The 23,077-nt window shown below is 72.1% G+C and carries 18 protein-coding genes and 1 tRNA gene; 9 read left to right on the top strand and 10 right to left on the bottom strand.

Features of this window, described 5'->3' with window-relative positions:
* Window positions 1-213 precede the first annotated feature (213 nt).
* Together EDF34_RS11620 and EDF34_RS11625 are read left to right on the top strand one after the other, a co-directional pair.
* Window positions 214-4,743: an endo-1,4-beta-xylanase gene (locus EDF34_RS11620; protein WP_123371652.1), complete on the top strand. Its 4,530-nt coding sequence runs from the start codon at window positions 214-216 to the stop codon at window positions 4,741-4,743.
* Between the two features lie 357 nt (window positions 4,744-5,100).
* Window positions 5,101-5,649 carry a hypothetical protein gene (locus tag EDF34_RS11625; protein WP_123371653.1) on the top strand — a complete coding sequence of 183 codons (549 nt, stop codon included), beginning with the start codon at window positions 5,101-5,103 and terminating at the stop codon, window positions 5,647-5,649.
* A 121-nt stretch (window positions 5,650-5,770) separates the two neighbouring features.
* Here EDF34_RS11625 and EDF34_RS11630 read toward each other — a convergent pair whose 3' ends face one another.
* The 3 genes from EDF34_RS11630 to EDF34_RS11640 all read right to left on the bottom strand — a co-directional run bounded on the left by EDF34_RS11630 (window position 5,771) and on the right by EDF34_RS11640 (window position 8,188).
* A complete protein-coding gene (locus EDF34_RS11630; RefSeq protein WP_123371654.1) occupies window positions 5,771-6,220 on the bottom strand; it encodes a GatB/YqeY domain-containing protein in 450 nt (149 codons plus the stop codon).
* 72 nt (window positions 6,221-6,292) lie between these two features.
* Window positions 6,293-7,459: a ScyD/ScyE family protein gene (locus EDF34_RS11635; protein ID WP_123371655.1), complete on the bottom strand. Its 1,167-nt coding sequence runs from the start codon at window positions 7,457-7,459 to the stop codon at window positions 6,293-6,295.
* A 135-nt stretch (window positions 7,460-7,594) separates the two neighbouring features.
* The gene (locus EDF34_RS11640) at window positions 7,595-8,188 is read right to left on the bottom strand and encodes a TetR/AcrR family transcriptional regulator (RefSeq protein ID WP_123371656.1); all 594 of its coding nucleotides are present in this window, start codon (window positions 8,186-8,188) and stop codon (window positions 7,595-7,597) included.
* 77 nt (window positions 8,189-8,265) lie between these two features.
* Here EDF34_RS11640 and EDF34_RS11645 point away from each other — a divergent pair, with 77 nt between their 5' ends.
* A complete protein-coding gene (locus EDF34_RS11645) occupies window positions 8,266-9,417 on the top strand; it encodes an epoxide hydrolase family protein (protein ID WP_123371657.1) in 1,152 nt (383 codons plus the stop codon).
* Here EDF34_RS11645 and clpB read toward each other — a convergent pair.
* On the bottom strand, window positions 9,404-12,001 hold the full coding sequence (gene clpB / locus EDF34_RS11650) for an ATP-dependent chaperone ClpB (RefSeq protein ID WP_123371658.1): 2,598 nt from the start codon (window positions 11,999-12,001) through the stop codon (window positions 9,404-9,406). The two genes, EDF34_RS11645 and clpB, sit on opposite strands and share 14 nt — an antisense overlap.
* A 130-nt stretch (window positions 12,002-12,131) precedes the next feature.
* Between clpB and EDF34_RS11655 the strand changes: the two genes are divergently transcribed.
* Together EDF34_RS11655 and EDF34_RS11660 are read left to right on the top strand one after the other, a co-directional pair.
* A complete protein-coding gene (locus EDF34_RS11655; RefSeq protein WP_123371659.1) occupies window positions 12,132-13,067 on the top strand; it encodes an alpha/beta hydrolase in 936 nt (311 codons plus the stop codon).
* Complete coding sequence (locus EDF34_RS11660) at window positions 13,067-13,930, top strand: YhjD/YihY/BrkB family envelope integrity protein (RefSeq protein ID WP_123371660.1); 864 nt, start codon at window positions 13,067-13,069, stop codon at window positions 13,928-13,930. The genes EDF34_RS11655 and EDF34_RS11660 overlap by 1 nt, the downstream gene beginning before the upstream one ends.
* Here the strand turns inward: EDF34_RS11660 and EDF34_RS11665 are convergent.
* Both EDF34_RS11665 and EDF34_RS11670 read right to left on the bottom strand, forming a co-directional pair.
* On the bottom strand, window positions 13,917-15,242 hold the full coding sequence (locus EDF34_RS11665) for an ion channel protein (protein ID WP_123371661.1): 1,326 nt from the start codon (window positions 15,240-15,242) through the stop codon (window positions 13,917-13,919). The two genes, EDF34_RS11660 and EDF34_RS11665, sit on opposite strands and share 14 nt — an antisense overlap.
* Window positions 15,239-16,213, bottom strand: coding sequence for a cation diffusion facilitator family transporter (locus EDF34_RS11670; protein ID WP_123371662.1), 975 nt, complete (start codon window positions 16,211-16,213; stop codon window positions 15,239-15,241). Before EDF34_RS11670 ends, EDF34_RS11665 begins: the two co-directional genes overlap by 4 nt.
* A gap of 258 nt (window positions 16,214-16,471) precedes the next feature.
* Between EDF34_RS11670 and EDF34_RS17535 the strand changes: the two genes are divergently transcribed.
* The 3 genes from EDF34_RS17535 to EDF34_RS11690 are packed head-to-tail and all read left to right on the top strand — an operon-like array spanning window position 16,472 to window position 18,698.
* Entirely contained in the window at window positions 16,472-17,224 is a 753-nt protein-coding gene (locus EDF34_RS17535; protein WP_158615083.1) for a VOC family protein, read from the top strand.
* Between the two features lie 20 nt (window positions 17,225-17,244).
* On the top strand, window positions 17,245-17,979 hold the full coding sequence (gene trmB / locus EDF34_RS11685) for a tRNA (guanosine(46)-N7)-methyltransferase TrmB (protein ID WP_123371664.1): 735 nt from the start codon (window positions 17,245-17,247) through the stop codon (window positions 17,977-17,979).
* Complete coding sequence (locus tag EDF34_RS11690; RefSeq protein ID WP_123371665.1) at window positions 17,976-18,698, top strand: LysR family transcriptional regulator substrate-binding protein; 723 nt, start codon at window positions 17,976-17,978, stop codon at window positions 18,696-18,698. The genes trmB and EDF34_RS11690 overlap by 4 nt, the downstream gene beginning before the upstream one ends.
* 1 nt (window position 18,699) lies before the next feature.
* Here the strand turns inward: EDF34_RS11690 and EDF34_RS11695 are convergent, their stop codons facing one another.
* Window positions 18,700-19,098, bottom strand: coding sequence for a DUF5997 family protein (locus EDF34_RS11695; RefSeq protein ID WP_199737851.1), 399 nt, complete (start codon window positions 19,096-19,098; stop codon window positions 18,700-18,702).
* A 150-nt stretch (window positions 19,099-19,248) separates the two neighbouring features.
* Window positions 19,249-21,720 (bottom strand): glycogen/starch/alpha-glucan phosphorylase, encoded by a 2,472-nt coding sequence (locus EDF34_RS11700; RefSeq protein ID WP_233575346.1) that lies wholly within the window; start codon window positions 21,718-21,720, stop codon window positions 19,249-19,251.
* A gap of 103 nt (window positions 21,721-21,823) precedes the next feature.
* On the opposite strand from EDF34_RS11700, the gene EDF34_RS11705 reads away from it, so the two are divergent.
* Window positions 21,824-22,486, top strand: a complete 663-nt coding sequence (locus tag EDF34_RS11705) for a M15 family metallopeptidase (RefSeq protein WP_123371667.1) — start codon at window positions 21,824-21,826, stop codon at window positions 22,484-22,486.
* Between the two features lie 3 nt (window positions 22,487-22,489).
* On the opposite strand, the gene EDF34_RS11710 is transcribed toward EDF34_RS11705, so the two are convergent.
* On the bottom strand, window positions 22,490-22,906 hold the full coding sequence (locus EDF34_RS11710) for a hypothetical protein (RefSeq protein ID WP_123371668.1): 417 nt from the start codon (window positions 22,904-22,906) through the stop codon (window positions 22,490-22,492).
* Between the two features lie 91 nt (window positions 22,907-22,997).
* Window positions 22,998-23,070, bottom strand: a tRNA-Arg gene (locus EDF34_RS11715).
* Window positions 23,071-23,077 lie beyond the last annotated feature (7 nt).

A 23,077-nucleotide genomic window follows, 5' to 3' on the forward strand; every position in this document is an offset into this window, starting at 1 on the left:
CGACGCAACGTTGACAGCCGTCCAGGCGTTCTGTCAATCGTTAGCGATAACGTTATCGAACCGTTGCACCGCGCCGACCGCCGACGTCCCCTCTGTGCGACCGGGTCGGTTGGTGTCAGTTCGATAACGTTATGGGTAACGTTATCGAACTCTGTCCGGATCACACGTAACCTCCCGGTCGGGGTGGGACCCGAATCGCGCAAAGGAGCGCTGATGAGATCGGTACGTTCGCTCAGGAGGATCGGGACGGCAGCAGTGGTGCTGGCCGTCGCGGTGGGGACAGGTGGCCTGACGGCCGTGACGGCAGCGGCCGACGACGGCCCGACGACGCTCGTCTCGAACGACTTCGAGTCCGGCACGACCGCGCCGTGGGACCCGCGCGGACCCGTCACGCTGGCGACGGTCGACACCGACGCGCACGGCGGCGCACGCAGCCTGCTGGTCAGCGGCCGCACGGGCGACTGGAACGGACCGGCCACGGACGCGATCGCGTTCCCGGCCGGCTCCCCCGTGACCGTCTCGGCGTGGGTCAAGCTCGCGCCCGGTACCGCCGGTTCGTCGGCGATGCACTTCACCGTGCAGCAGAGCCCGGCCGACAACGAGTACACGTGGGTGGGTTCCCCGGTCACGGCCACGGCCGACGGCTGGGTCGAGCTGACCGGCACCTACACGCGCGCCGCCTCGGTCACCGCGGCGACGCTGTACCTCGAGGCCGCCCCGATCGCGGGCGCCAACCCCAGCTTCCTCGTCGACGACGTGCTCGTCACGACCCCGGGCGCGGGCGACCCCGACCCGGACCCCGATCCCGACGTCGTCCCCGGAGGTGCCGTGGACCCGACCACGACTCCCGTCTCGGCAGCCCGCGGCACCGGTGACGTCGCCGCGCTGACGTTCGACGACGGCCCCAACGGCGCCACCACCGGCGCACTGCTGGACTTCCTCCAGGAGCAGGGCATCCACGCGACGTTCTGCGTGATCGGCCAGAACATCCAGGCACCGGGCGGCGCCGAGGTGCTCCGCCGAATCGTCGCGGACGGGCACACCCTCTGCAACCACTCGACGTCGTACGCGGACATGGGCAGCTGGACCCCGGCCCAGGTGCGCGCGGACCTCGTCGAGAACCTCGCCATCATCCGGACCGCGCTCGGCGACCCGCAGGCCAAGGTGCCGTTCTTCCGCGCACCCAACGGCAGCTGGGGCCAGACGGCCGCGGTCGCGGTGTCGCTCGGCATGCAGCCGCTCGCGGTCACGAACACCATCAGCGACTGGGAGACCCAGGACGTCCCGACGCTGACGACGAACCTGCGCGCGGCCATGAAGCCCGGCCAGGTCGTCCTCACGCACGACGGCGGCGGCGACCGCTCCGGCACGCTCGCCGCGGTCCGCACCGTGGTGACCGAGCGGCTCGCGGCCGGCTGGTCGTTCACGCTGCCCGCGGGCGGCGCGGCCGACGACGGCCCCGCGCCGACGTCGCTGTCCACCGGCTTCGAGGACGGCCTCGGCGTCTGGGCCGCGCGCGGCAACGGCACCGCCCCGGTGGTCGCCATCTCCGAGGTCGCGCACGGCGGCGTGCAGTCCGCGAGCGTGACCGGCCGCACCGACGGCTGGCACGGCCTGGGCACCTCGGTCACGGACGCGTTCGTCAGCGGTCGGACCTACCAGATCTCCGCCTGGGTCCGGCTCGCGGCCGGCGAGACCGCCCCCGCCGACGTGCGCGTCAGCGTGCAGCGGGACACCGGCGGCACCTCGTCGTACGACACCGTCACCACGGCCGCGGGCGTCACCGCCGACGGCTGGGTCCAGCTGACCGGCAGCTACACGATGACCTCGGCCGACTCGGCGCTGCTGTACTTCGAGACCGCGTCCGGCACCGCGTCCTTCCTGGTCGACGACGTCGTCGTCACCGGCTCGACCGCCCCGCCGGTCCAGCAGGACATCCCCTCGCTCAAGGACGAGCTCCCGTGGCCCGTCGGCGTCGCGATCGACGAGCGGGAGACGGCCGGCCCTGGCAAGGAGCTGGTCACCAAGCACTTCGACCAGTTCACGCCCGAGAACGTCATGAAGCCGGAGGCCATCCAGCCGACCGAGGGGAACTTCACCTTCGAGGCCGCGGACCAGCTCGTCGACTTCGCGATCGCCAACGGCCTGCGCGTCTACGGGCACACGCTCGTGTGGCACAGCCAGACGCCCGCGTGGTTCTTCCAGCACGAGGACGGCACGCCACTGACGGACAGCGCCGACGACCAGGCGGTGCTGCTGGCGCGGATGACGACGCACATCGAGACGGTGGCCGACCACTTCCGCACCAAGTACGGCGAGTACGGCACGGCCGGCAACCCGATCGTCGGGTTCGACGTGGTCAACGAGGTCATCGCCGAGAGCGAGAGCGACGGCCTGCGCCGCAGCGAGTGGTACCGGACCCTGGGCCCGGACTACATCAAGGACGCGTTCGAGATCGCCTCGCAGGCGTTCAACGGCGGCGACGTCGACGGCCCGGTGAAGCTGTTCATCAACGACTACAACACCGAGCTGCCCGCCAAGCGGCAGGCGATGTTCGACGTCGTGGACGGGCTGCTCAAGGCCGGCGTGCCGATCAACGGCGTGGGGCACCAGTTCCACGTCAGCCTCGCGCAGCCTGTGGACCAGATGCGGACCACGCTCGAGAAGTTCGCGACGCTGGGTGTCCTGCAGGACGTCTCCGAGCTCGACGTGCAGATCGACGGCACGGTGACGCAGGAGAAGCTCGTCGCGCAGGGCTACTACTTCGCGAACGTGTTCTCGATGCTGCGCGACTTCCCCGACCTGTTCTCCGTGACGGTCTGGGGTCCGTACGACAGCCGCAGCTGGCGCACGGGCGCGCCGCTCGTGTTCGACGACGACCTGCAGGCCAAGCCCGCGTACTGGGGCATCGTCGACCCGACCGAGCTGCCGACCCTGACGCGTGCGGCGAACGCGCAGCAGTCCTCCGGGGCCGCCGACTGGCGGCTCCTGCCCGACGTGGAGATCAGCGGGGGGACCGGGTTCCAGCTGCGCTGGTCCGGCGACCACCTGACCGCCCGCGTGCACGTGGTCGACGCGACGGACGACGCCGACGACTCGGTGACGCTCTTCAGCTCGGGCGACCCCGTGGTCGTGTCCCGCGCGGCGGGGACCGCGACGGACGACGGCTACGAGGTCACGGCGACCCTCCCGCTGGCAGCGGCGGGGTCGGTCGGCACCACGGTGCCGTTCGACGTCCGCGTCGCCGACGGCAGCGGGAGCACCACCTCGTGGAACGACCTGTCGAACCACCAGGAGACCGGTGGGGCGCTGGGCGTGGTCACGCTCGTCGAGCCGATCGCGTTCGTCTCCGTGCCCCGCGCGGCGACGACCCCGACGATCGACGGCGTCATCGACGCCGCCTGGGCCTCCGCACCGAGCGTCCGGACGGACGTGCAGGTCGAGGGCTCGGGCGGAGCGACGGCCAAGGTCCGGCTGCTCTGGCACGGCGACTCGGTCGACGTGCTCGCCGAGGTCACCGACCCGCACCTCGACGCCACCAGCTCGAACGCGTGGGAGCAGGACTCGGTCGAGATCTTCCTCGACCCGGCGAACGCCAAGTCCGGCGCCTACCACCCCGTCGACGGCCAGTACCGGATCAACTACCTCGGTGCTCAGTCGGTCAGCGGCGACCTGTCGGTGATCGGTGACCGGCTCACGAGCGCGGCGAAGGTCGTCGACGGTGGGTACGTCGTCGAGGCCTCGCTGAAGCTCGGCCACACGGTGACGCCGGGTGACCTCGCGGGCCTGGACTTCCAGGTCAACGACGCCACCGCGGGCGTGCGGGACGCGGTGCGGACGTGGTCCGACCCGACCGGCCGCTCCTACCAGGACACCAGCCGGTGGGGCGTCGGCGAGCTCGTGGAGCCCGTCGGCCCGCAGCCGACGGCGCCGGCCGTCACGAAGCAGCCGGCCTCCGTGACCGGTGCGCTCGGCGCGACCGTGACCCTCACGGCGGCCGCCTCGGGCATCCCGGCCCCGACCGTCCGCTGGCAGCGGCTCGGCTCGACCTGGACCGACGTGCCGGGCGCGACGAGCACCTCGCTCGCGGTGAAGCTGTCGGCGACGACGGACGGCGCCCGGTACCGGGCAGTGTTCACCAACGCGACCGGCGTCGCCACGACGTCGACCGCCACCGTGACCGTCAAGGCGCAGGCTCCGCGCGTGACGACCCAGCCCGGGTCGACACAGGCCAGGACCGGGAAGTCGGTCACGCTCAAGGCCGTGGCCAGCGGCTACCCGACGCCGACCGTCCGCTGGCAGCAGCGGGCCTCCGGGTCGTCGACCTGGCGTACGGTGTCCGGGGCAACCCGGACGTCGCTCACGGTGAAGGTCGGCGCCAAGCCGGTCGCCTACCGGGCGGTGTTCACCAACCGCGGCGGCACGGCCACCACGAGGACGGCCACGGTCACGCCGACCCCGGTCAAGCCGCGGATCACGGCCCAGCCGCGGTCCGCCACGGTGGCCGCCGGGAAGTCGGTGCGGTTCTCGGTCTCCGTGACGGGGACCCCGGCGCCGACGATCCGGTGGTACCAGCGAGTCGCCGGGTCCTCGAAGTGGAAGGCCGTGACCGGGGCGACAGGCCGCACGCTCGTCGTGAAGGCGACCACCGGCAAGAGCGGCAACGCCTACCGCGTCGTCGTGAAGAACAAGGCCGGGTCGGTCACGTCCCACTCGGCGGTGCTGAAGGTGAAGCGCCGCTGATCCAGACCGCCGGGGGGCACGGGCGACTCCCACCCTGCCCCGTGCTCCCCGGCTCTTGACGACGACGGGCGGTCCCTCTCCGGGGGCCGCCCGTCGTCGTTCTCGTGCCAGCGATGGCGCAGCGCGGGCTCGCGGCACCACCCATGGCCGGTTCGCGTCATGCCGCGGCCCCTTGTGCACCGCGGACCTCGAGCGCACACTCGATCGAGTGAGCGACGCGCAGAGAATGAGGGCGCTGAGGCGTGTTCGTTCGTGGCGCGATCCGGTCGGGCACTGTCGCCCGACTGACTTCATGCCCCGGTCCGGGGCCACAGGGTGTGGGCTGCGACGTCCACCCTGCTTCGAAGGGCTGCAACGGTGCGCCACCTCAAGACGCGTGTTCTCGCGAGCCTGGGCGCATTCGCCCTCGCTCTGGCCACAACCGCTGGATTCAGCGTGCCCGCTTGGGCGGACAGCAGTGAGCTTGTTGCCTGCACCGGTTCCGTGACGGTCCAGTACTCGCCGGCCCTGGGAGCGCTACCTCGGCAGACCACCCAGCAGGTCACCGAGACGCTCGGCTCCGCCGGTGGCGGCAGTTGCTCTGGCCCGTTCACCTCGGGCCTCGCATCGACGACGTTTCAGCAGCAAGTCAGCTGTCTGCTCCAGGGGCTGGGTGACACCCTCGTCCAGAACGTCGTGACCTACGTGTGGGGCGGCGGCCAGTACAGCACCATCACCTACCCCGTCACCACGGTGGCGCACGCAGCGGGCCAGGAGACCGTCACCTCGATCGGGACCGTCACAGCGGGCTACGGCCTAGGAGCGGCCTCGGTTCGTGTAGCCGTCTACGTCGACCTCGACCTCGTCAGCTGCCTCACCTCGTCGGTCACCCAGCAGACCGGCACACTCGCCGTCACGATCCTCTGACCCCACCAGGCGCTCCGCGGACTTGGGAGCGGGCGCGCTCGTGGACGCATCCTGCGTCTGCGGCAGACCACGGGCACGTCGCTTGCACCTGCGGCCGACGACCAACGGCCGGCGAGTCGCGTCAGGCCAGGGCCGCGCGCACCAGCGTCGAGAGCTTCTTGCCGTCCGCTGCGGCTCCGGCCCGCGCCGTGGCCTCCTTCATCACGCCGCCCATGTCCCGCATCGACGTCGCTCCGGTGTCGGCGATCACGGACGCGACCAGCGCGGCGAGGTCGTCGTCGGAGAGCCGCGCCGGGAGGTAGGTCTCGAAGAGGTCGGCCTCGGCGGTCTCGATCGCCGCGCGCTCGTCGGCGCCGGCGTCGGTGTAGATCTGCGCGCTGTCGCGGCGCTTCTTGACCTCGCGGGACAGCACCTTGAGGACGTCGTCCTCGGAGAGCTCCTTCTCGACGGGTCCGGCCTTCGCCTCGGCCCGCACGGCGCCGATGGCCTGGCGGATCGTGTTGGTGCGCACGGAGTCGCGCGCCTTCATGGCGGTGGTGAGGTCGGCAGTCAGCTGGTCGAGGGTGCTCATGCGCCCATCATCCTCGTCGGCCGGGGCAGGCGCAGCGGCTTTCCCCAGCCGCTGCGCCCGCCCAGGCGGTGATCAGCGCACGGTGACGGAGACGATGTTCCCCGCCCCGAACACGTCGGTCGAGATCCAGAGCTTGCCGTGGGCCCACTCGACGCCCGCGGGCTGGGTGAGCGTGAGCAGCGGACGGACCTTGCCGTGCTTGTCGATCGACGAGACCGCGTTGCCGTTCAGCTGCGCGACGTAGATGGTGCCCTTCGGGCCGACCGCGAGGCCGGTGGCGCCCGCGAGGCCCTTGGCGACCGTGACGACCTTGCCCGTGTGCGGGTTGACCTTCACGACCTGGCCGTTGGCGCCGAGGCTGCCGTCCTCCGGGCCGCCGGGCAGGAGCGAGACGTAGAGCCAGCCGTCGCGGCCCTGCTCGACATCGGTCGGGACCGGCTCGAACCAGTACTTCTTGCCGACGACGCAGTCCGGCAGGCCGAGGCCGGCCGCGGCCTCCGCCGGGACGACGACGGGGATCGGCTTGAGCACCGCGACGGTGCTGATCTTGCCCTTCGCCGACACCTTGAACAGCGCGTTCGCGCCGGCGTCCGCGACGTACGTGGCGCCGCGGGCGTGCAGCGTGCCGTACGCGTGGGAGTCGACCGCTCCGGTGTAGCTCTGGAACATGGGGTCGAGCTGGGCTGCGCAGGCCGGGTCGAGGTTGCGGAAGCCGTAGGTGTTCACCTTGTCCGGGTTGGCGGTCTGCTCGTAGGCGAGCAGGTCGACCGTCGTCGCGCCGTCCCGGGTCTGGCGGTGCAGCAGCGAGGCGGTCGGCGGGGCACCCGGGTCGCCCGGGTCGCCCGAGCGCTCCGTCCAGGTCAGCGCACCGCGGGAGACCTCGACGCCCGCGGCGTCGGCTCCGGGTGCGGCGGCGCCGACGACGGTCGGGGCGCCGGTCGTCGGGACCTTGGAGACGATCCCCGCGAACGCCTGCCCGACGTACAGCGCCTTCGCGCCGACGCCGAACGTCAGGGGCCCGACGAGCCCCGTGGCGACCGTCTTCGGCGTGCCGGCCTTCGGCGTGTGGTGGGACTTCACCGGGTGGCGGTGGTCGGGCAGCGAGACGCCGTGCCCGTAGTGGGCCACGCGCGCGTGGCTCGGCGTGGGGTGGTCGGACGAGCGGGCGGTGGCCGGAGTGCCGGCGACGACCAGACCGGCCACAGCGAGCGCTGCGACGGCGCAGGTACGGACGCGCATGTGTTCCTCCTCGTCGAGGGCGTCCGGCCTGCGGCGTCTCGTCGACGCCCGTCCAGAACCGGACAAACCGCCCGAAGGCGGGCACCGAACACTGTGCTCCCGCTGTGAGCCGGGCGTCCAGACCTTTCGGGTGACCTAGGCGCGGCCCTCGACCAGGAGGTGCGCGCGGGGGGCGGGGACGCCCAGCATGAGCAGGCTCGTGAGGATCACCGAGGACGCGTCCACGCCCGGCCCCCTCAGGTCGTCGTCGGCGATGGTGAACACGGCCGACCAGGCCGCCTGGCTCAGCACGCCGGCGGGAAGGTGACGCCCGAACGCGCCGTCGGCCTGGCCGCGTTCGACCAGCTCGGCCAGCGCGCGCTCGACCGTCCCCAGCAGGGCGTGGATGTCCGCGCCGAACTCGCCACGTCGCAGGACCACGAGCACGCGGTACCGATGAGCGAGGGGCCAGAGGTGGGCGATGAAGTCGGCCCACGCCTCGTCGGCCGGCTTGTCTGGCGGAGCGTCGTCGGCCAGGACCGTCGCGATCTCGCCCACCGCCCGCTGGGCGAGCGCCCGCACGAGATCGGACCGGGAGGGGAAGTGGCCGTAGACGGTGCGCCTGACCACGCCGGCGGCCGCTGCCACCTCGCCCATGCCCGCGTCCGGGGTCCTGCCGAGGACCTCGATCGCCACGTCGAGGAGCCGCTCGCGCGTGTCACCTGCCCTCGGCGGGGTCTCGTTCTGCATGGCGCAAGCATTGCACACGCGTGTGCAACGGGTCTAGATTGCACACCAGTGTGCAACGTCTTCGAGAGGACAGACCCATGACCGACCTCCGCCCGTTCCGCGTCGCGATCCCGGACGCCGAGATCGACGACCTCAAGCAGCGGCTCGCCCGGACCCGCTGGCCCGATCGTGAGACCGTCCCGGACTGGTCGCAGGGCGTCCGCCTCGAGAACGCGCGATCGCTCGTCGCGTACTGGGAGCACGAGTACGACTGGCGCCGCTTCGAGTCCGAGCTCAACGCCCACCCGCAGGTCCTGACCACGATCGACGGGCTCGACATCCACGCCCTGCACGTCAGGTCCCCGAACCCCGGCGCACTTCCCCTGGTCCTGACGCACGGGTGGCCGAGCTCGGTCGCGGACTTCCTGGCACTGGTCGGGCCGCTCACGGATCCCGTGGCGTTCGGCGGGGACGCCGCCGACTCCTTCGACGTCATCATCCCGTCGCTGCCCGGCTTCGGGTTCTCCGGCAAGCCGACCGAGCCCGGCTGGGACACGGACCGGATCGCCCGGGCGTGGGTGGAGCTGATGCGCCGGCTCGGCTACACCGACTGGGCCGCGCACGGCGGCGACTGGGGCGCGGCCGTGACCACCGCACTGGGTGCGATGCGGCCGCCCGGGCTCCTCGGGATCCACCTGAGCACGCCGTACGCGTTCCCGGAGCACATCCCCGAGACGCTGACCCCTGAGGAGCGCCGCGCGATGGACGGGCTGGCGTACTACGCCGGGCCGCTCGGCGGGTCGAACCACGTGCAGGGCACCAAGCCGCAGACCGTGGGTCTCGCCCTGGCGGACTCGCCCGCCGGACAGGCGGCCTGGATCTACGAGAAGTTCCAGTCCAAGACGGACAACACCGGGCTCGCCGAGGACGCCCTGAGCACGGACGCCATGCTGGACGGGATCTCGCTGGCCTGGTTCACCAACAGCGCCGCGTCGTCCGCCCGGATCTACTGGGAGAACCGGGCGGCGACGATGGCGGGGCCGAGGCTGAGCCTGCCGGTCGCCGTGACCGTGTTCCCGCGCGACATCCCCCGCCTGCCGCAGACCTGGATCGAGGACGCCTACAGCGACCTGATCCACTACGGCGAGGCGGAGCGAGGCGGGCACTTCGCCGCCCTCGAGCAGCCCGACATCCTCGTGGCCGAGCTGCGCGAGGGCCTGCGGAGCCTGCGGGGCGTCAGCTCGCGGTGATCGAGAGGTGCTCGTCGGTGCGGTCGACGGTCACCGTCTGGCCGTCGCGGATGTCGCCGGACAGCAGCGCCCGCGCGAGGCGGTCGCCGATCTCCCGCTGCACCAGCCTCCGCAGCGGGCGCGCCCCGTAGGCCGGGTCGTACCCCTCGAGCGCCAGCCACTCGCGGGCGCTCGGCGAGACCTCGAGGGTCAGCCGGCGCTCGCGCAGCCGGGCCGCGAGCGACGCGACCTGGATCTCCACGATGTGCCCGAGCTCGCCGATCGACAGCGGGTCGAACAGCACCACGTCGTCGAGCCGGTTGAGGAACTCCGGCTTGAAGGCGGAGCGCACCGCGCTCATCACGGCGTCGCGCTTGGTCTCGTCGGACAGCGTCGGGTCGACGAGGAACTGCGAGCCCAGGTTCGACGTGAGCACCAGGATCACGTTGCGGAAGTCGACGGTGCGGCCCTGGCCGTCGGTCAGGCGGCCGTCGTCGAGCACCTGGAGCAGCACGTCGAACACCTCGGGGTGCGCCTTCTCCACCTCGTCGAGCAGCACGACGGAGTACGGGCGCCGGCGGACGGCCTCGGTGAGCTGGCCGCCCTCCTCGTACCCGACGTAGCCGGGAGGGGCACCGACGAGCCGGGCGACCGAGTGCTTCTCGGCGTACTCGGACATGTCGATGCGGACCATGGCGCGCTCGTCGTCGAACAGGAAGTCCGCGAGCGCCTTGGCCAGCTCGGTCTTGCCGACGCCGGTGGGGCCGAGGAACAGGAACGAGCCGGTCGGCCGGTTCGGGTCGGAGATGCCGGTGCGGGCGCGGCGGACCGCGTCGGACACCGCGGCGACGGCCGTGCGCTGACCGATCAGCCGCTCGCCGATCACGTCCTCCATGCGCAGCAGCTTGGCGGTCTCACCCTCGAGCAGCCGGCCCGCGGGGATGCCCGTCCACATCGCCACGACCTCGGCGATCTCGTCGGGCCCGACCTTCTCCGCGATCATCGGGGTCCCCTGCGGGGCGACCTCCTCGTCGACCGCGGCCTCGGACTCCTCGGCGCGCTGGATCTCGGCCTGGAGCGCCGGGATCTCCCCGTACTGCAGGCGCGCGGCGGCCTCGAGCGACCCCTCGCGCAGCAGCCGGTCGGCGTCGGTGCGGAGGGTGTCGAGCTTGGCCTTGAGGTCGCCGACGAGGTTGTGCCCCGCCTTCTCCTTCTCCCAGCGCGCGGTGAGCGAGGCGAGCTCCTCGCGCCGGTCGGCGAGGTCGGCGCGCAGGCGCTCGAGCCGCTCGGCGGAGGCCTCGTCGTCGGACTCCGAGAGCACGACCTCCTCCATCTCCAGGCGCGTGACGGCTCGCTGGAGCTCGTCCACCTCGACGGGCGAGGAGTCGAGCTCCATCCGCAGCCGGGAGGCGGCCTCGTCGATCAGGTCGATGGCCTTGTCCGGCAGCTGGCGGCCGGGGATGTACCGGTCGGACAGGCTCGCGGCCGCGACGAGCGCCGCGTCGGAGATCGTCACCTTGTGGTGCGCCTCGTAGCGCTCCTTGAGGCCGCGCAGGATCGCGACGGTGTCCTCGACGGACGGCTCGCCGACGTAGACCTGCTGGAACCGGCGCTCCAGGGCGGGGTCCTTCTCGATCCGCTCGCGGTACTCGTCGAGCGTCGTCGCACCCACCAGGCGCAGCTCGCCGCGGGCCAGCATGGGCTTGAGCATGTTGCCCGCGTCCATCGCGCCCTCGCCGCCGGCGCCCGCGCCGACGACCGTGTGCAGCTCGTCGATGAAGGTGACGACCTCGCCGTCGGAGCTGGTGATCTCCTGCAGGACGGCCTTGAGCCGCTCCTCGAACTCGCCGCGGTACTTCGCGCCGGCCACCATCGCGGCCAGGTCGAGGGAGATGAGGCGCTTGCCGCGCAGGGACTCCGGGACGTCGCCCGCGACGATGCGCTGGGCGAGCCCCTCGACGACGGCGGTCTTGCCGACGCCCGGCTCGCCGATCAGCACCGGGTTGTTCTTGGTGCGGCGCGAGAGCACCTGCACCACGCGGCGGATCTCCGAGTCGCGGCCGATGACGGGGTCGAGCTTGCCGTCGCGGGCGCGCTCGGTCAGGTCGACGCCGTACTTCTCGAGCGACTTGAAGGTGCCCTCGGGGTTGGGGCTGGTCACGCGGGTGTTGCCGCGCACGGACGGCAGCGCGGCGGCGAGCGCGTCGCGCGAGGCACCGGCGGCGCGCAGGGCGTCGGCGACGCCGGACTGGCCCGCGGCGAGGCCGAGCAGCAGGTGCTCGGTGGAGACGTAGTCGTCGCCGAGCGCGCGGGCCTCGGTGCTCGCGGCCTCGAGGGCCTGCGACGTGGCGCGTGAGGCGGTGGGCTGGGCGACGGTCGAGCCCGAGCTGGTGGGCAGGCCGACGAGGACCGCGCGGGTGGACCGACCGAGCGCCGAGCGGTCGGCGCCGACGGCGTCGAGCAGGGCGCCCGCGACGCCACCCTCCTGCTGCAGCAGTGCGTTGAGCAGGTGGGCGGGCTCGAGCTGGGGGTTGCCGGCGGCCGACGCCTGCTGGATGGCGTCGCCGATGGCCTCCTGGGACCGGGTGGTGAACTTGGCGTCCACATGAGCTCCTGAAGGTCGGGAACGGATGACTACCTGGTGCAACCCTAGTCAGACTTGAGTGTATTCCGCTCAACTCTGGCGACCGGGTGAAACTGGAGCGTCCCCGGCCCCCGCATGGCACGATCCGGTCATGGCTGACGACGTGGACGTGCTGGGCCCGGGCTGGACCGCCACCACCCTGCCGTTGCGGCCCGACGGGGTCGAGCCGGACCCGGTCGCCACGCTCGTGCGACGGGTCGCACCGCGCTCTCGTCGGGCCGTCCTGTACGTCCACGGCTTCGTCGACTACTTCTTCCAGACGCACGTGGGCGACGCCTTCGTCGGCGCAGGCTACGACTTCGCCGCGCTCGACCTGCGCGACTTCGGCCGCTCGATCCGCCCCGGCCGCCGGCCCAACGCCCCCACCGACCTCGGCCGGTTCGCCGAGGAGATCGACGCGGCCATCCGCATCCTGCGCGCAGACCACGACGAGGTCGTCCTGATGGGCCACTCGATGGGCGGACTGGTGTGCTCCCTGTGGGCCGACGTGCGCCCCGGGCTGCTCGACGCCGTGGTGCTCAACAGCCCGTGGCTCGACCTGCGGGGGAACTGGTTCGAGCGCACGGTGGCGACCCGCCTGCTGGACCTCGTCGGGCGCGTGGCGCCGTCCCTGCCCGTCGCGAAGCTCGGGCCCCACTACGGACCGGCGCTGCACGCCAGCACCGGCGGCGAGTGGGACTACGACCTGGCGTGGAAGCCGTTCGAGGGCTTCCCGGTCACGGCGGGCTTCATCCGGACCGTGCGCCGCGGGCACGCGCGGGTCGCCCGAGGCCTGGCCATCGACGCGCCCGTGCTGGTCCTCGCCTCGGACGCGAACGGGCCCGACGACCGGTGGCACGAGCAGCTGGTCACCACCGACTCGGTGCTCGACGTCGCGCACATCGCGGCCCGCGCCGTGCTGCTCGGGCCGGACGTCACGTTCGTCGAGGTCCCGGGCGGCGCGCACGACCTGGCGCTGTCCCCGAGCCCGACGCGCGAGCGGTACCTCGACGACGTGCTGCGGTTCCTCGACTCCCGGCTCACGTGATGGGCATCGTGGAGCGCGTCGCCGACTGGCGCGAGCAGGGCGTGCGGTTCTGGGAGTCGATCCGCGACACCTGGGTGGGCCGGCTGCTCGAGCGCATCGTGCGGGACCTGGCCCGGCTCGAGGTGTTCGACCGGGCGATGACGCTGGCAGCGCAGGCGTTCACGTCGATCGTGCCGCTCATGCTGGTCGCCTCGACCCTGCGGCCCCAGCACCCCGGCTTCGGGTCGATCGTGGCGGACTCGCTCGGCCTGTCCGACGAGACGCGCGCGTCGCTGGCCGGCGCCGTCCCGGCCTCGGCCACGGCGCTGGGGTCGATCGGCTTCTTCAGCATCGTCGTCGCGATCTTCTCCGCGACCTCGTTCTCGCGGGCGCTCGAGCGCGTCTACCTGCGCACGTGGGACGTGCCGAAGCCGAGCGTCCGGACCGCCTGGCGGTGGCTCGTCGTGATCCTCGCGGTGATCGTCGCCGTCCTGGTCATCGCGTTCACCAAGTCCGCGCTCTCCGGCGCGATCTGGGCTGACGTGCTGGTCGCGGTGTTCCAGACCGTCGTGTGGACGGCCGTCTGGACGGTCGTGCCGTGGTTGCTGCTGCAACGCCAGGTCGCGCCGCGCGTGCTCGTGTGGACCGCCGCCCTCACCGCGGTCTGCATGGGTGTGCTGGGGGTCGCGGGCGGGATCTACCTGCCGATCGTCATGGAGTCCGGCGCCCACCAGTTCGGCATCCTCGGGCTGGTCTTCGCCTACATCGGCTGGCTGTTCGCCATCGCGCTCGTCATCGTCGCCACCACGGTGATCGGCCGGGCGTGCGCGGAGTCGGACGGGCCGCTCGGACGGGTGGTCCGAGGGGCCCCTACGCCGGCCTGACCTCCGGGGCGTCCCGCGGGCTCGGCGCCTCGTCCTGCTCCGGCTCGGGGTCGGGGTCGATCAGCTCGCGCCGGTTGGCGACCACGAGCCACGCGCCGAGCGAGGACAGCACGAGCACCGGCAGCAGCGCCGGGTCCGGCACGGTGGCCAGCGCCATGAAGATGCTCAGCCACCCGCTGCGGCTGACGACCACCAGGATGCCGACGCTGGCCGTCGCGACCGCCAGCGGCAGGGACACCGACGGGAAGGCCTCGTGCACGCCGAACCCGAGGGCCACGCCGGCGAACAGCGCCGGGAAGATGCGTCCGCCGCGGAAGCCCGACGTCGAGGCCACCAGCAGCGCGACGATCTTGACCAGCCCGAGCCCCAGGAACCCGAGCGCGGTCAGCGTGCCGATCTGCGCCGGCAGCTCCTGCATCTCGTGCAGGCCCTTGAACAGCGAGAGCGGGCCGCCGATCGCGCCGATCACGCCGAGCGCGAGGCCGCCGACGGTGAGCATGACCAGCGGGTCCTTGATCCGCCGGAACAGGCGGTGCAGGGGCGCGAAGACCGTCACCCCGAGCAGCCCGATGCCTGCGGTCACCACCGCGATCAGGAGGCCGATCGCCAGGTCGCCCGGGTGGAACTCGTACCCGGGCAGGTCGATGGCCAGGTCGAGGTCCGACAGCGACAGCATGACGATCGAGCCGGCCGTCGCCGAGACCAGCGGCGAGAACAGGCGGTCCCACAGCGGGATCTTGGGGTTGCCGACGTTGAGCTCGGAGAACATCAGCGCGGCCGCGACCGGGGTGCCGAACATCGCGCCGATGGTCCCGGCGGTCGCGAGCGCGACCCACTGGCCGGTGCCGACGCGCGGCAGGTACCGCGACCCGAGCCAGACCACGAGCGCGCCGTTGATCGCCATGATCGGGTTCTCCGGCCCGAGGCTGACGCCGCCCGCGAGCATGAGCACGAGGGCCAGCGCGAGCCCCGGCGTGACGGAGGGCCTCAGCGGCGCCTCGACCAGCCCGTGCGCCGCCGGGTCCGGCCCCGCGTGGCCCGGCACGTACTTGACGACGAGACCGACGAGCACGCCGGTCAGGGTCAGCACGCTGATGATCCACCAGGCGGAGTCGGGGTCCACGCCCATCGCCGAGCTCAGGTCGTCCCACACCAGGTGCTGGAGCTGCTCCGCGAGCCACGACAGCGCGATCAGCAGGAGCGCGCACACCACACCGACGAGAACGGCAGGGACGACCATCCGCAGCAGCTGCTGCACGGGGATGTGCAGGGGACGATCGACGACGTGCTCGTCGGCGGGTCGTTCGGTCATGCGGCACCGCCGGGTTCGAGGGAGGCCTCTTCGGGCTCGGACAGGGACAGGATGGCGCGGACGATCGCGGGGTGGGTCGCGATCCGCCGCTCGAGCTGGGCGAGCAGGTGCGACGCCTCGGTCTCGCCGGGGTCGCCCTGCAGGTCGACCGCGGCCACGAGCGACAGCTGCTGCGCGCCGACGTACTGCAGGCTCAGCGACGTGACGCGCGCGATCTCGGGCTGCTCGAGCAGCTGGCCGACCACCGCGGCGCTGACCCGGGAGTCGGCGTACTCCCCCACCAGGAACCGCCGGTTGCGCTGGATCAGCACCACCGCGACGACGCCGAGCAGGACGCCGACGAGGATCGACCCGACCGCGTCCGGGATCGCCGAGCCGGTGGCCTGGTGCAGCCCGATGCCCGCCGCAGCGATGAGGATGCCGACCAGGGCCGCCGCGTCCTCGAAGAACACGGCTCGGACCGTCGGGTCCGACGTGGCGAGGATGTGGTCGAGGAGCTCGGTCTCGCGCGCCTTGGCCTCGCGCCGCGCCTGACGGTTCGCCTGCAGGAACGAGGTGCCCTCGAGCAGGAACGAGACGGCCAGCACGACGTAGGCGACGAGGAAGTCGCTCGCGGGCTCGGGATGGATGAGCTCCTGGACGCCGTGCGTGATCGAGACGCCGGCGCCGACCGCGAAGAGCCCGATCGCGGCGAACATCGACCAGACGTAGACCTCCCGGCCGTAGCCGAGCGGGTGCGTCGTGTCAGCCGGCTTGGCCGCCTTGCGCTGCGCGATGAGCAGGAAGATCTCGTTGCCGGTGTCCGCCCAGGAGTGCGCGGCCTCGGCGAGCATCGACGCGGCGCCGGTGACGATCGCCGCAGCAGTCTTGGCGAGGGCGATCAGCAGGTTGGCCGCGAGCGCGACGACGACCGTCAGGCCGCTCTCGCCGCCGTGCTTCGCGTCGGCAGGAGGGGCGTCGTCCGAGGTCATGTGACGTGAGTAGCACACCGGCGCCCTCGGTGTCAGCGCCTGCCCACCCCGGACAGCCCCTGCGCTCTGCCGCGGCGGCCTCCCTGCTCGCTCCCCCTCCGCCCCTCCCCGCCGCACGCTCGCGACGCACGACCCATCTAGCCGCACTTGTGACGGGAGTCGCCTCCTGGGGCCGAATCGAGCCCCAGAAGTGCACACGAGTCACAAGTGCGGCGGGATCGGTCGCGGATGCGGTGCCGCGGGGTGTGGGATGGGGGCATGACGACGCACTCCGCGCACTGGCCGGCCGGGACGCCCGCCTGGGCCGACATCACCGTCCCGTCGCTGGACGCGGCCCGCGCGTTCTACGGACCGCTGCTCGGCTGGGAGTTCGAGGACGGCGGCCCGGCGGCCGGCGGGTACACCACCGCCACCGTGGGCGGCCGCCGCGTCGTCGGCCTCGGCGAGTCCCCCGTCGGCGAGGTGCCCGAGCCGCAGTGGTGCGTGTACTTCGCCGCCGACGACGCCTCGGCCGCGGCGGCCCGCGCGGGCGTCGCGGGTGGACGGCTCGTCGTCAGCCCTACCCCGATCCCCGGCATGGGCACCATGGCGATCGTCGCCGACCCGACCGGCGCGTCGTTCGGGCTGTGGCAGAGCGCGCAGCACACCGGCTGGGACGTGGCCGGCGAGCCCGGCGCGGTCGCATGGACCGAGGTGATGTCCGGCGACCAGCCCTTGTCGCTGGCGTTCTACCAGCACGTCCTCGAGCTGGACGTGATGGACATCAGCGCTGACGGTTTCGTGTTCGCCGTCCTGCAGCGCGACGGGCTGTCCGTCGCGGGCGTCGGCCACTCCGACGAGCCCGCGGCGTGGACGCTGTACTTCGCGGTCGCCGACGTCGACGCCGTGCTCGAGGCCGCCGTCACGCTCGGGGGCACGGTCGCCGCCGCAGCCGCCGACTCCCCCCACGGCCGCGTCGCCCGGGTCCGCGGCCCGTTCGGCGAGACGTTCGCGATCATCACGCCCCGCTGACGTCCGTACGCTGGGTCCTCGTGACCCTGCCCTCCGACGCGTTCCGCCTCACCGCGATCCGCGCGCACGAGCCGCTGCGGACCTACGCACCGCGCCGCTCGCCGCTCAGCCAGGACCGCGAGGACTCGCTCGAGCGCCTGTGGCCCCTGTTCGGCTTCTCCGTCCACGACGACGCGCACCCGTACCCGACGACGCCCGACGGGCTGCTCGACACGGCCGCCCTGTTCGGCCGCGAGGCGCCGCTCGTCGTCGAGATCGGCTCCGGCATGGGCGAGACCACGGTCGCGATGGCCGCCGCCGACCCCGGCCGCAACTACCTCGCGCTCGAGGCGCACCTGCCGGGCATCGCCAGCCTGCTGGGCTTCGTCGGGCAGGCGGGTCTGACCAACGTGCGCGTCGGGCACGGTGACGCGCTCGACCTGCTGCGCCGCGTCGTCGGCCCCGACAGCCTCGACGCGGTGCACGTGTTCTTCCCGGACCCGTGGCCCAAGAACAAGCACCACAAGCGCCGGCTCATCCAGCCGGCGCACGTGGACCTGCTGCGCAGCCGGCTGCGCGTGGGCGGCACGCTGCACTGCGCGACCGACTGGGTCGACTACGCCGAGCAGATGCGTGACGTGCTCGAGGCGGACCCCGCGTTCGAGAGCAGCGGGCTGGTCGAGCGGCCAGCCCACCGCCCGGTCACCAAGTTCGAGCAGCGCGGCCTGGACCTGGGCCATGTCGTGAACGACGTCGTCGCCCGGAGGATCCGATGAGCTTCCGCATCCTGCTGGTCCCCGGGGTCAACCCCGACCGGTGGCTGCGCGTGTGGGCCGAGCGCCTGCGCGACGTGCCCGCCACGCTCGTGCACGCCGAGCCGGTCGACGCGATCGGGCGCCTGCGCGCCGGCGAGGCCGACGTGGCGCTCGTCCGGCTGCCGGTCGACCGCGACGGCCTCGCGGTGATCCCGCTGTACGACGAGACCACCGTGGTCGTCGTGCCGAAGGACCACGTCGTCACCGTGGTCGAGGAGGTCCCCGTCGCGGACCTGGCCGACGAGACGGTCATCCTCCCGGCCGACGACCTGCTCGGCTGGACCGCCGCACCGGGGACGCCGTTCAGCGGCGGCGAGGTGGCGACCACCGCGGACGCGATCGAGCTCGTGGCGGCCGGCGTCGGGGTGCTCTACCTGCCCCAGTCGGTCGCGCGCCTGCACCAGCGCCGCGGGCTCACGGTCCGCGCGGTGCCCGAGGCGCCGACCTCGTCGGTCGCGCTGGTCTGGGTCGACGAGCGGTACGACGACCTCACCGAGGAGTTCATCGGCATCGTCAAGGGCCGCAGGGCGACCTCGTCGCGCGGCCGCGGAGCCACCCCCGAGGCACCGGCCAAGGAGAAGAAGAAGCCCCGCCCGGCCCCGAAGGCCAAGCCCACCCCGGGCGCCTCAGGCCGCACCCCCCTGGGCACCAAGGCCACCCGCCGCCCCCGCAAACGCTGAGTCAGTCCTTGGCGGCCTGGGCGGCGCGGCGGTCGGCCTCGCGGGACTCGAGGCGGCGCTCCTCGCGGCGGACCTCCTCGTACGTCGCGCGCTCCTGGACCAGCCACTCGGGCGGGTCGGCGATGAGCGCGGAGATCTCGTCGGTGGTCAGCGGGTCGGTGATGCCGGCGCGGGCGAGGCCGCTCGTCGAGACCCGCAGCCGGGCGGCGACGACGCCGCGCGGGTGGGGACCGTTGCGGCGCAGGTCGACCAGCCACTGCGGCGGCGTCCGCTGCAGCTCGGTCAGCTCGTCGCGCGTGACGGTGCTGCTCTGGAACTCCTCCGGGGTCGCCGGGAGGTACACGTCCAGCTTGGCGGCGGCGGTGGACGCCTTCATCTCCTGCGACTTCTTGGTGCTCACGGGCTCACCGTAGTTCCCCGCGGCCACTGGGGGACACTCGAACCTCTCGCGAGCGACTGCCCGACCGACGTGCTGGACGACTTCCCAGGCGGTGAACGCGCGACCGCCCCCGGCCCGAGGAACCGGGACGGGGGCGGTCCGCGCAGCGGATCAGGGCAGCACGGGCGGCGTGTGCCAGATCTTCTCGATGTAGTCGCGCATCGACCGGTCGGAGGAGAAGAACCCGGAGCGCGCGACGTTGAGCACCGCGGACCGCGTCCACTGGTCGGTGTCGGCGTAGGCGGTGTCCACCCGGGCCTGCGCGTCGACGTACGCCTGGAAGTCCGCGAGCGCGAGGAACCGGTCCTCGTGCAGGAGGTTCGAGACGATCGGCTCGAAGACCGTCCGGTCGCCGCGCGAGAACGCGCCCGAGGCGATGAGGTCCAGCGCGTGGCGCAGGTCGGCGTTCGTCTCGTAGTAGGCCGACGGGTGGTAGCCGCGGTCGACGAGGTCGGAGACCTCCGGCTCCGTGAGACCGAACAGGAAGAAGTGGTCGTCGCCGACCAGGCGGCGGATCTCGACGTTCGCGCCGTCGTCGGTCCCGATCGTCAGGGCACCGTTGAGCGTGAACTTCATGTTGCCCGTGCCCGACGCCTCCTTGCCGGCGAGCGAGATCTGCTCGGACAGGTCGGCCGCGGGGATCAGCGTCTCGGCGAGCGTGACGTTGTAGTTGGCGGGGAAGGCGACGGTCAGTCGCCCCTCGAGCGCCGGGTCGTCGTTGATGGTGCGTCCCACGGCGTTGATCAGCCCGATGATCTGCTTGGCCAGCAGGTAGCCGGGCGCGGCCTTCGCGCCGAACGCGAACGTCCGCGGGGTGACCTGCGCGATGTCCAGCTTCCCGGACTTGACCTGCTCGTACAGCGAGACGATGTGCAGCAGCTTGAGGGTCTGGCGCTTGTACTCGTGCAGGCGCTTGACCATGACGTCGAACATCGTGTCGGGGTTCACGACGATGCCGTCGCGGTGCACCAGGACGTCAGCGATGCGGTGCTTGTTGGCGGTCTTGATCTCGCGGAACCGGCGGCGGAACTCGGCGTCGTCGGCCAGCGGCTCGAGGCCCTGGAGGCGGTCGAGGTCCGTGATCCAGCCGTCGCCGATCGCCTCGGTGATCAGCCCGGACAGGCCCGGGTTGGCCAGGCGGACGAACCGGCGCGGCGTGACGCCGTTGGTGACGTTGGTGAACTTGTCCGGGTAGTACTCGGAGAAGTCGTTGAGCACCTTGTCCCGCAGCAGCTGGGAGTGCAGCTCGGCGACGCCGTTGACCTTGGTGCCCGCGACGGTGGCGAGGTAGGCCATCCGGACCGCGCGCACGGGGTACTCGGCGATGATCGACATGCGGCGCACGCGCAGCTCGTCGTCCGGGTAGGTCTCGCGCAGCTCGGCGAGGAACGCGTCGTTGATGCGGTAGATGATCTCCAGGTGCCGCGGCAGCAGGCGGCCGAGCAGGTCGACCGGCCAGACCTCGAGCGCTTCGGGCAGCAGCGTGTGGCAGGTGTAGGCGAAGCACTTGCTGGTGACCGACCAGGCGTCGTCCCAGTCCCAGCCCTTCTCGTCGACCAGGATCCGCATGAGCTCGGGGATCGCGATGACGGGGTGGGTGTCGTTGAGCTGGAAGTTGATCCGGTCGGGCAGGTTGTGCAGGTCGTAGCCGTCGGGCAGGACCTCGTCGATGAAGTTCTTCAGCGAGGCCGCGACGAAGAAGTACTGCTGCTGCAGGCGCAGCTCCTTGCCCTGGGGCGTCGAGTCCTCGGGGTAGAGGACCTTCGTGATGTTCTCGGCGAACGTCTGCGCGCGCACGGCCTCCGCGTAGTCGCCCGAGTTGAAGATCCCGAGGTCGAACGCGTGCGTGGCCTCGGCGCTCCACAGCCGCAGCGTGTTGACGCGACCGTTCTCGAAGCCGGGGACCATGTAGTTGTAGGGCACCGCCAGCACGGACCAGCCCGGCGCCCAGCGGCGCCGGATGACGCCGTCGTCGGCCTGGTACTGCTCGACCGTGCCGCCGAAGCTCACGCGGACCGCGGCCTCCGGGTGGGGGAACTCCCACGGCGAGCCGAGCGACAGCCAGTCGTCGGGCTTCTCGACCTGCCAGCCGTCGACGAACGTCTGCTGGAAGATGCCGTACTCGTACCGGATCCCGTAGCCGATGCAGGGCACGTTCATCGTCGCGAGCGAGTCGATGAAGCACGCAGCCAGCCGGCCGAGACCGCCGTTGCCCAGGCCGGGCTCGACCTCCGCCTCGCGCAGCGTGGCCAGGTCGATGCCGAGGCTCGAGAGCCCCTCGTCGACGATCTCCTCGAGCCCGGAGGCGAGGAGCGCGTTGTCGAGCTGGCGCCCGAGCAGGAACTCGGCCGAGAGGTACGCGACCGACTTCGCCTGCAGCTCACCCTGTCGACGCAGGGTCTCCAGCCAGCGCACCATGAGGTAGTGGCGCACGGTGCGCGCCATCGCGAGGTACTGGTCGTTCACGGATGCTCGGGACAGGTCCACTCCCTGCCCGAAGTTCAGCTCGCGCAGGAACTCGCGCACGAAGCCGTCGACGGTGCGCTCACGCGTGGCGGCGATGGGGGTCGGGTTCTCGGTCACCTTCGACACCGTAGCCGCGCTGCGTGTCCAGGTCATCACGGGCACGTGACCTGCGGGTGTATCAGGTGCACGCTCGGTACGTCCTGAGGTCGAGGAGGCGGGCATGGTCAGGACGACGAACAACGGCTACGCGCGCATCGCGTCGCGCCTGTCGCCGTCTCTCACGACGATCACGGTCGGCGGCTGCTCGACGAAGGTCCGCACCGGCGACGCGGCGACTCTGCTGCGCTGGGTGGCGAAGCAGGTCCACTCCGGCGGGGTCGAGCGGGCCTCCACCGTCTTCGGGTGGCGCGACCCCGCCGTCAACGCGGCCGCGGGCGGGATCCCGACGTCCAACCACCTGTCGGGCACGGCCATCGACTACAACGGCGGGCGCCACCCGTACGAGGCGACCCGCCCGCACCACTGGACCTCGGGCTGGAGCGCGAGCGACCAGAAGGCCATCCGCACCATCCTCGAGGCGACGAGCGGCACCGTGAAGTGGGGGCTGGACTACGGCCCGGGCTTCCGCGACGCGATGCACTTCGAGGTGAAGGCGAGCGCGACGGCGGTCTCGCGCGCGGCCGCCCGCCTCACGACCGGCTGGGTCACCGTCTCCTCGGACTTCCTCAACGGCCGCAGCAAGCCGTCGACGACCGCCCCGATCAAGTTCCTGCGGACCAAGGGCTTCCGCATCCGGTTCGTCGAGGTCGCCTACCGGGAGGGGCGGATCTGGCTGCGCACGAAGTACCACACCTGGTACGCGGCCGACCTCACGACGTGGTGAGCGTCAGCTCCAGGTCCACACGACCCGCGGCGTCCCGCCGCCGTTGAGCTCGCGCACCCGGCGCACGGCCCGGTGCAGGAGGCGGAACTTCTCCCGCCGCTCCTCCTCCATGCCGTCCGCGACGAGCACCGTCCACGGGATCAGGCCGGTGAAGCGCGCCAGCAGCAGCAGGACCGCGATCGCGAGCACCAGCCCGAGCTCGACGGGCAGGAACAGGATCGCCAGGACGACCGCGACGACCGGGGCGGCGACGTAGAGCACGATCATCATGACGACGCCGATCACCAGGCCCGCGACGTCGTCGAAGAAGTCGAGGCTGTCGGGCGCGGCGTCGCGCAGGTCGTCGGGGTTGATCGTCCGCCGGCGCGGGCGCCACGGCAGGACGCGGATCTCGAGGAACGCGATGTGGTGCTTGCTCACAGGGCTGTCAACGGCATCCCGGCCGTTCGAGTCAAGCCGCAGACGCAAGAAGACCCGGACCGCCGAGGCGGACCGGGTCTTCTCCTCGATGTGCGCCCGAAGGGACTCGAACCCCCAACCTTCTGATCCGTAGTCAGATGCTCTATCCATTGAGCTACGGGCGCATGGCCT

The sequence above is a fragment of the Cellulomonas sp. PhB150 genome (genome assembly GCF_003755175.1).
GTDB lineage: Bacteria > Actinomycetota > Actinomycetes > Actinomycetales > Cellulomonadaceae > Cellulomonas.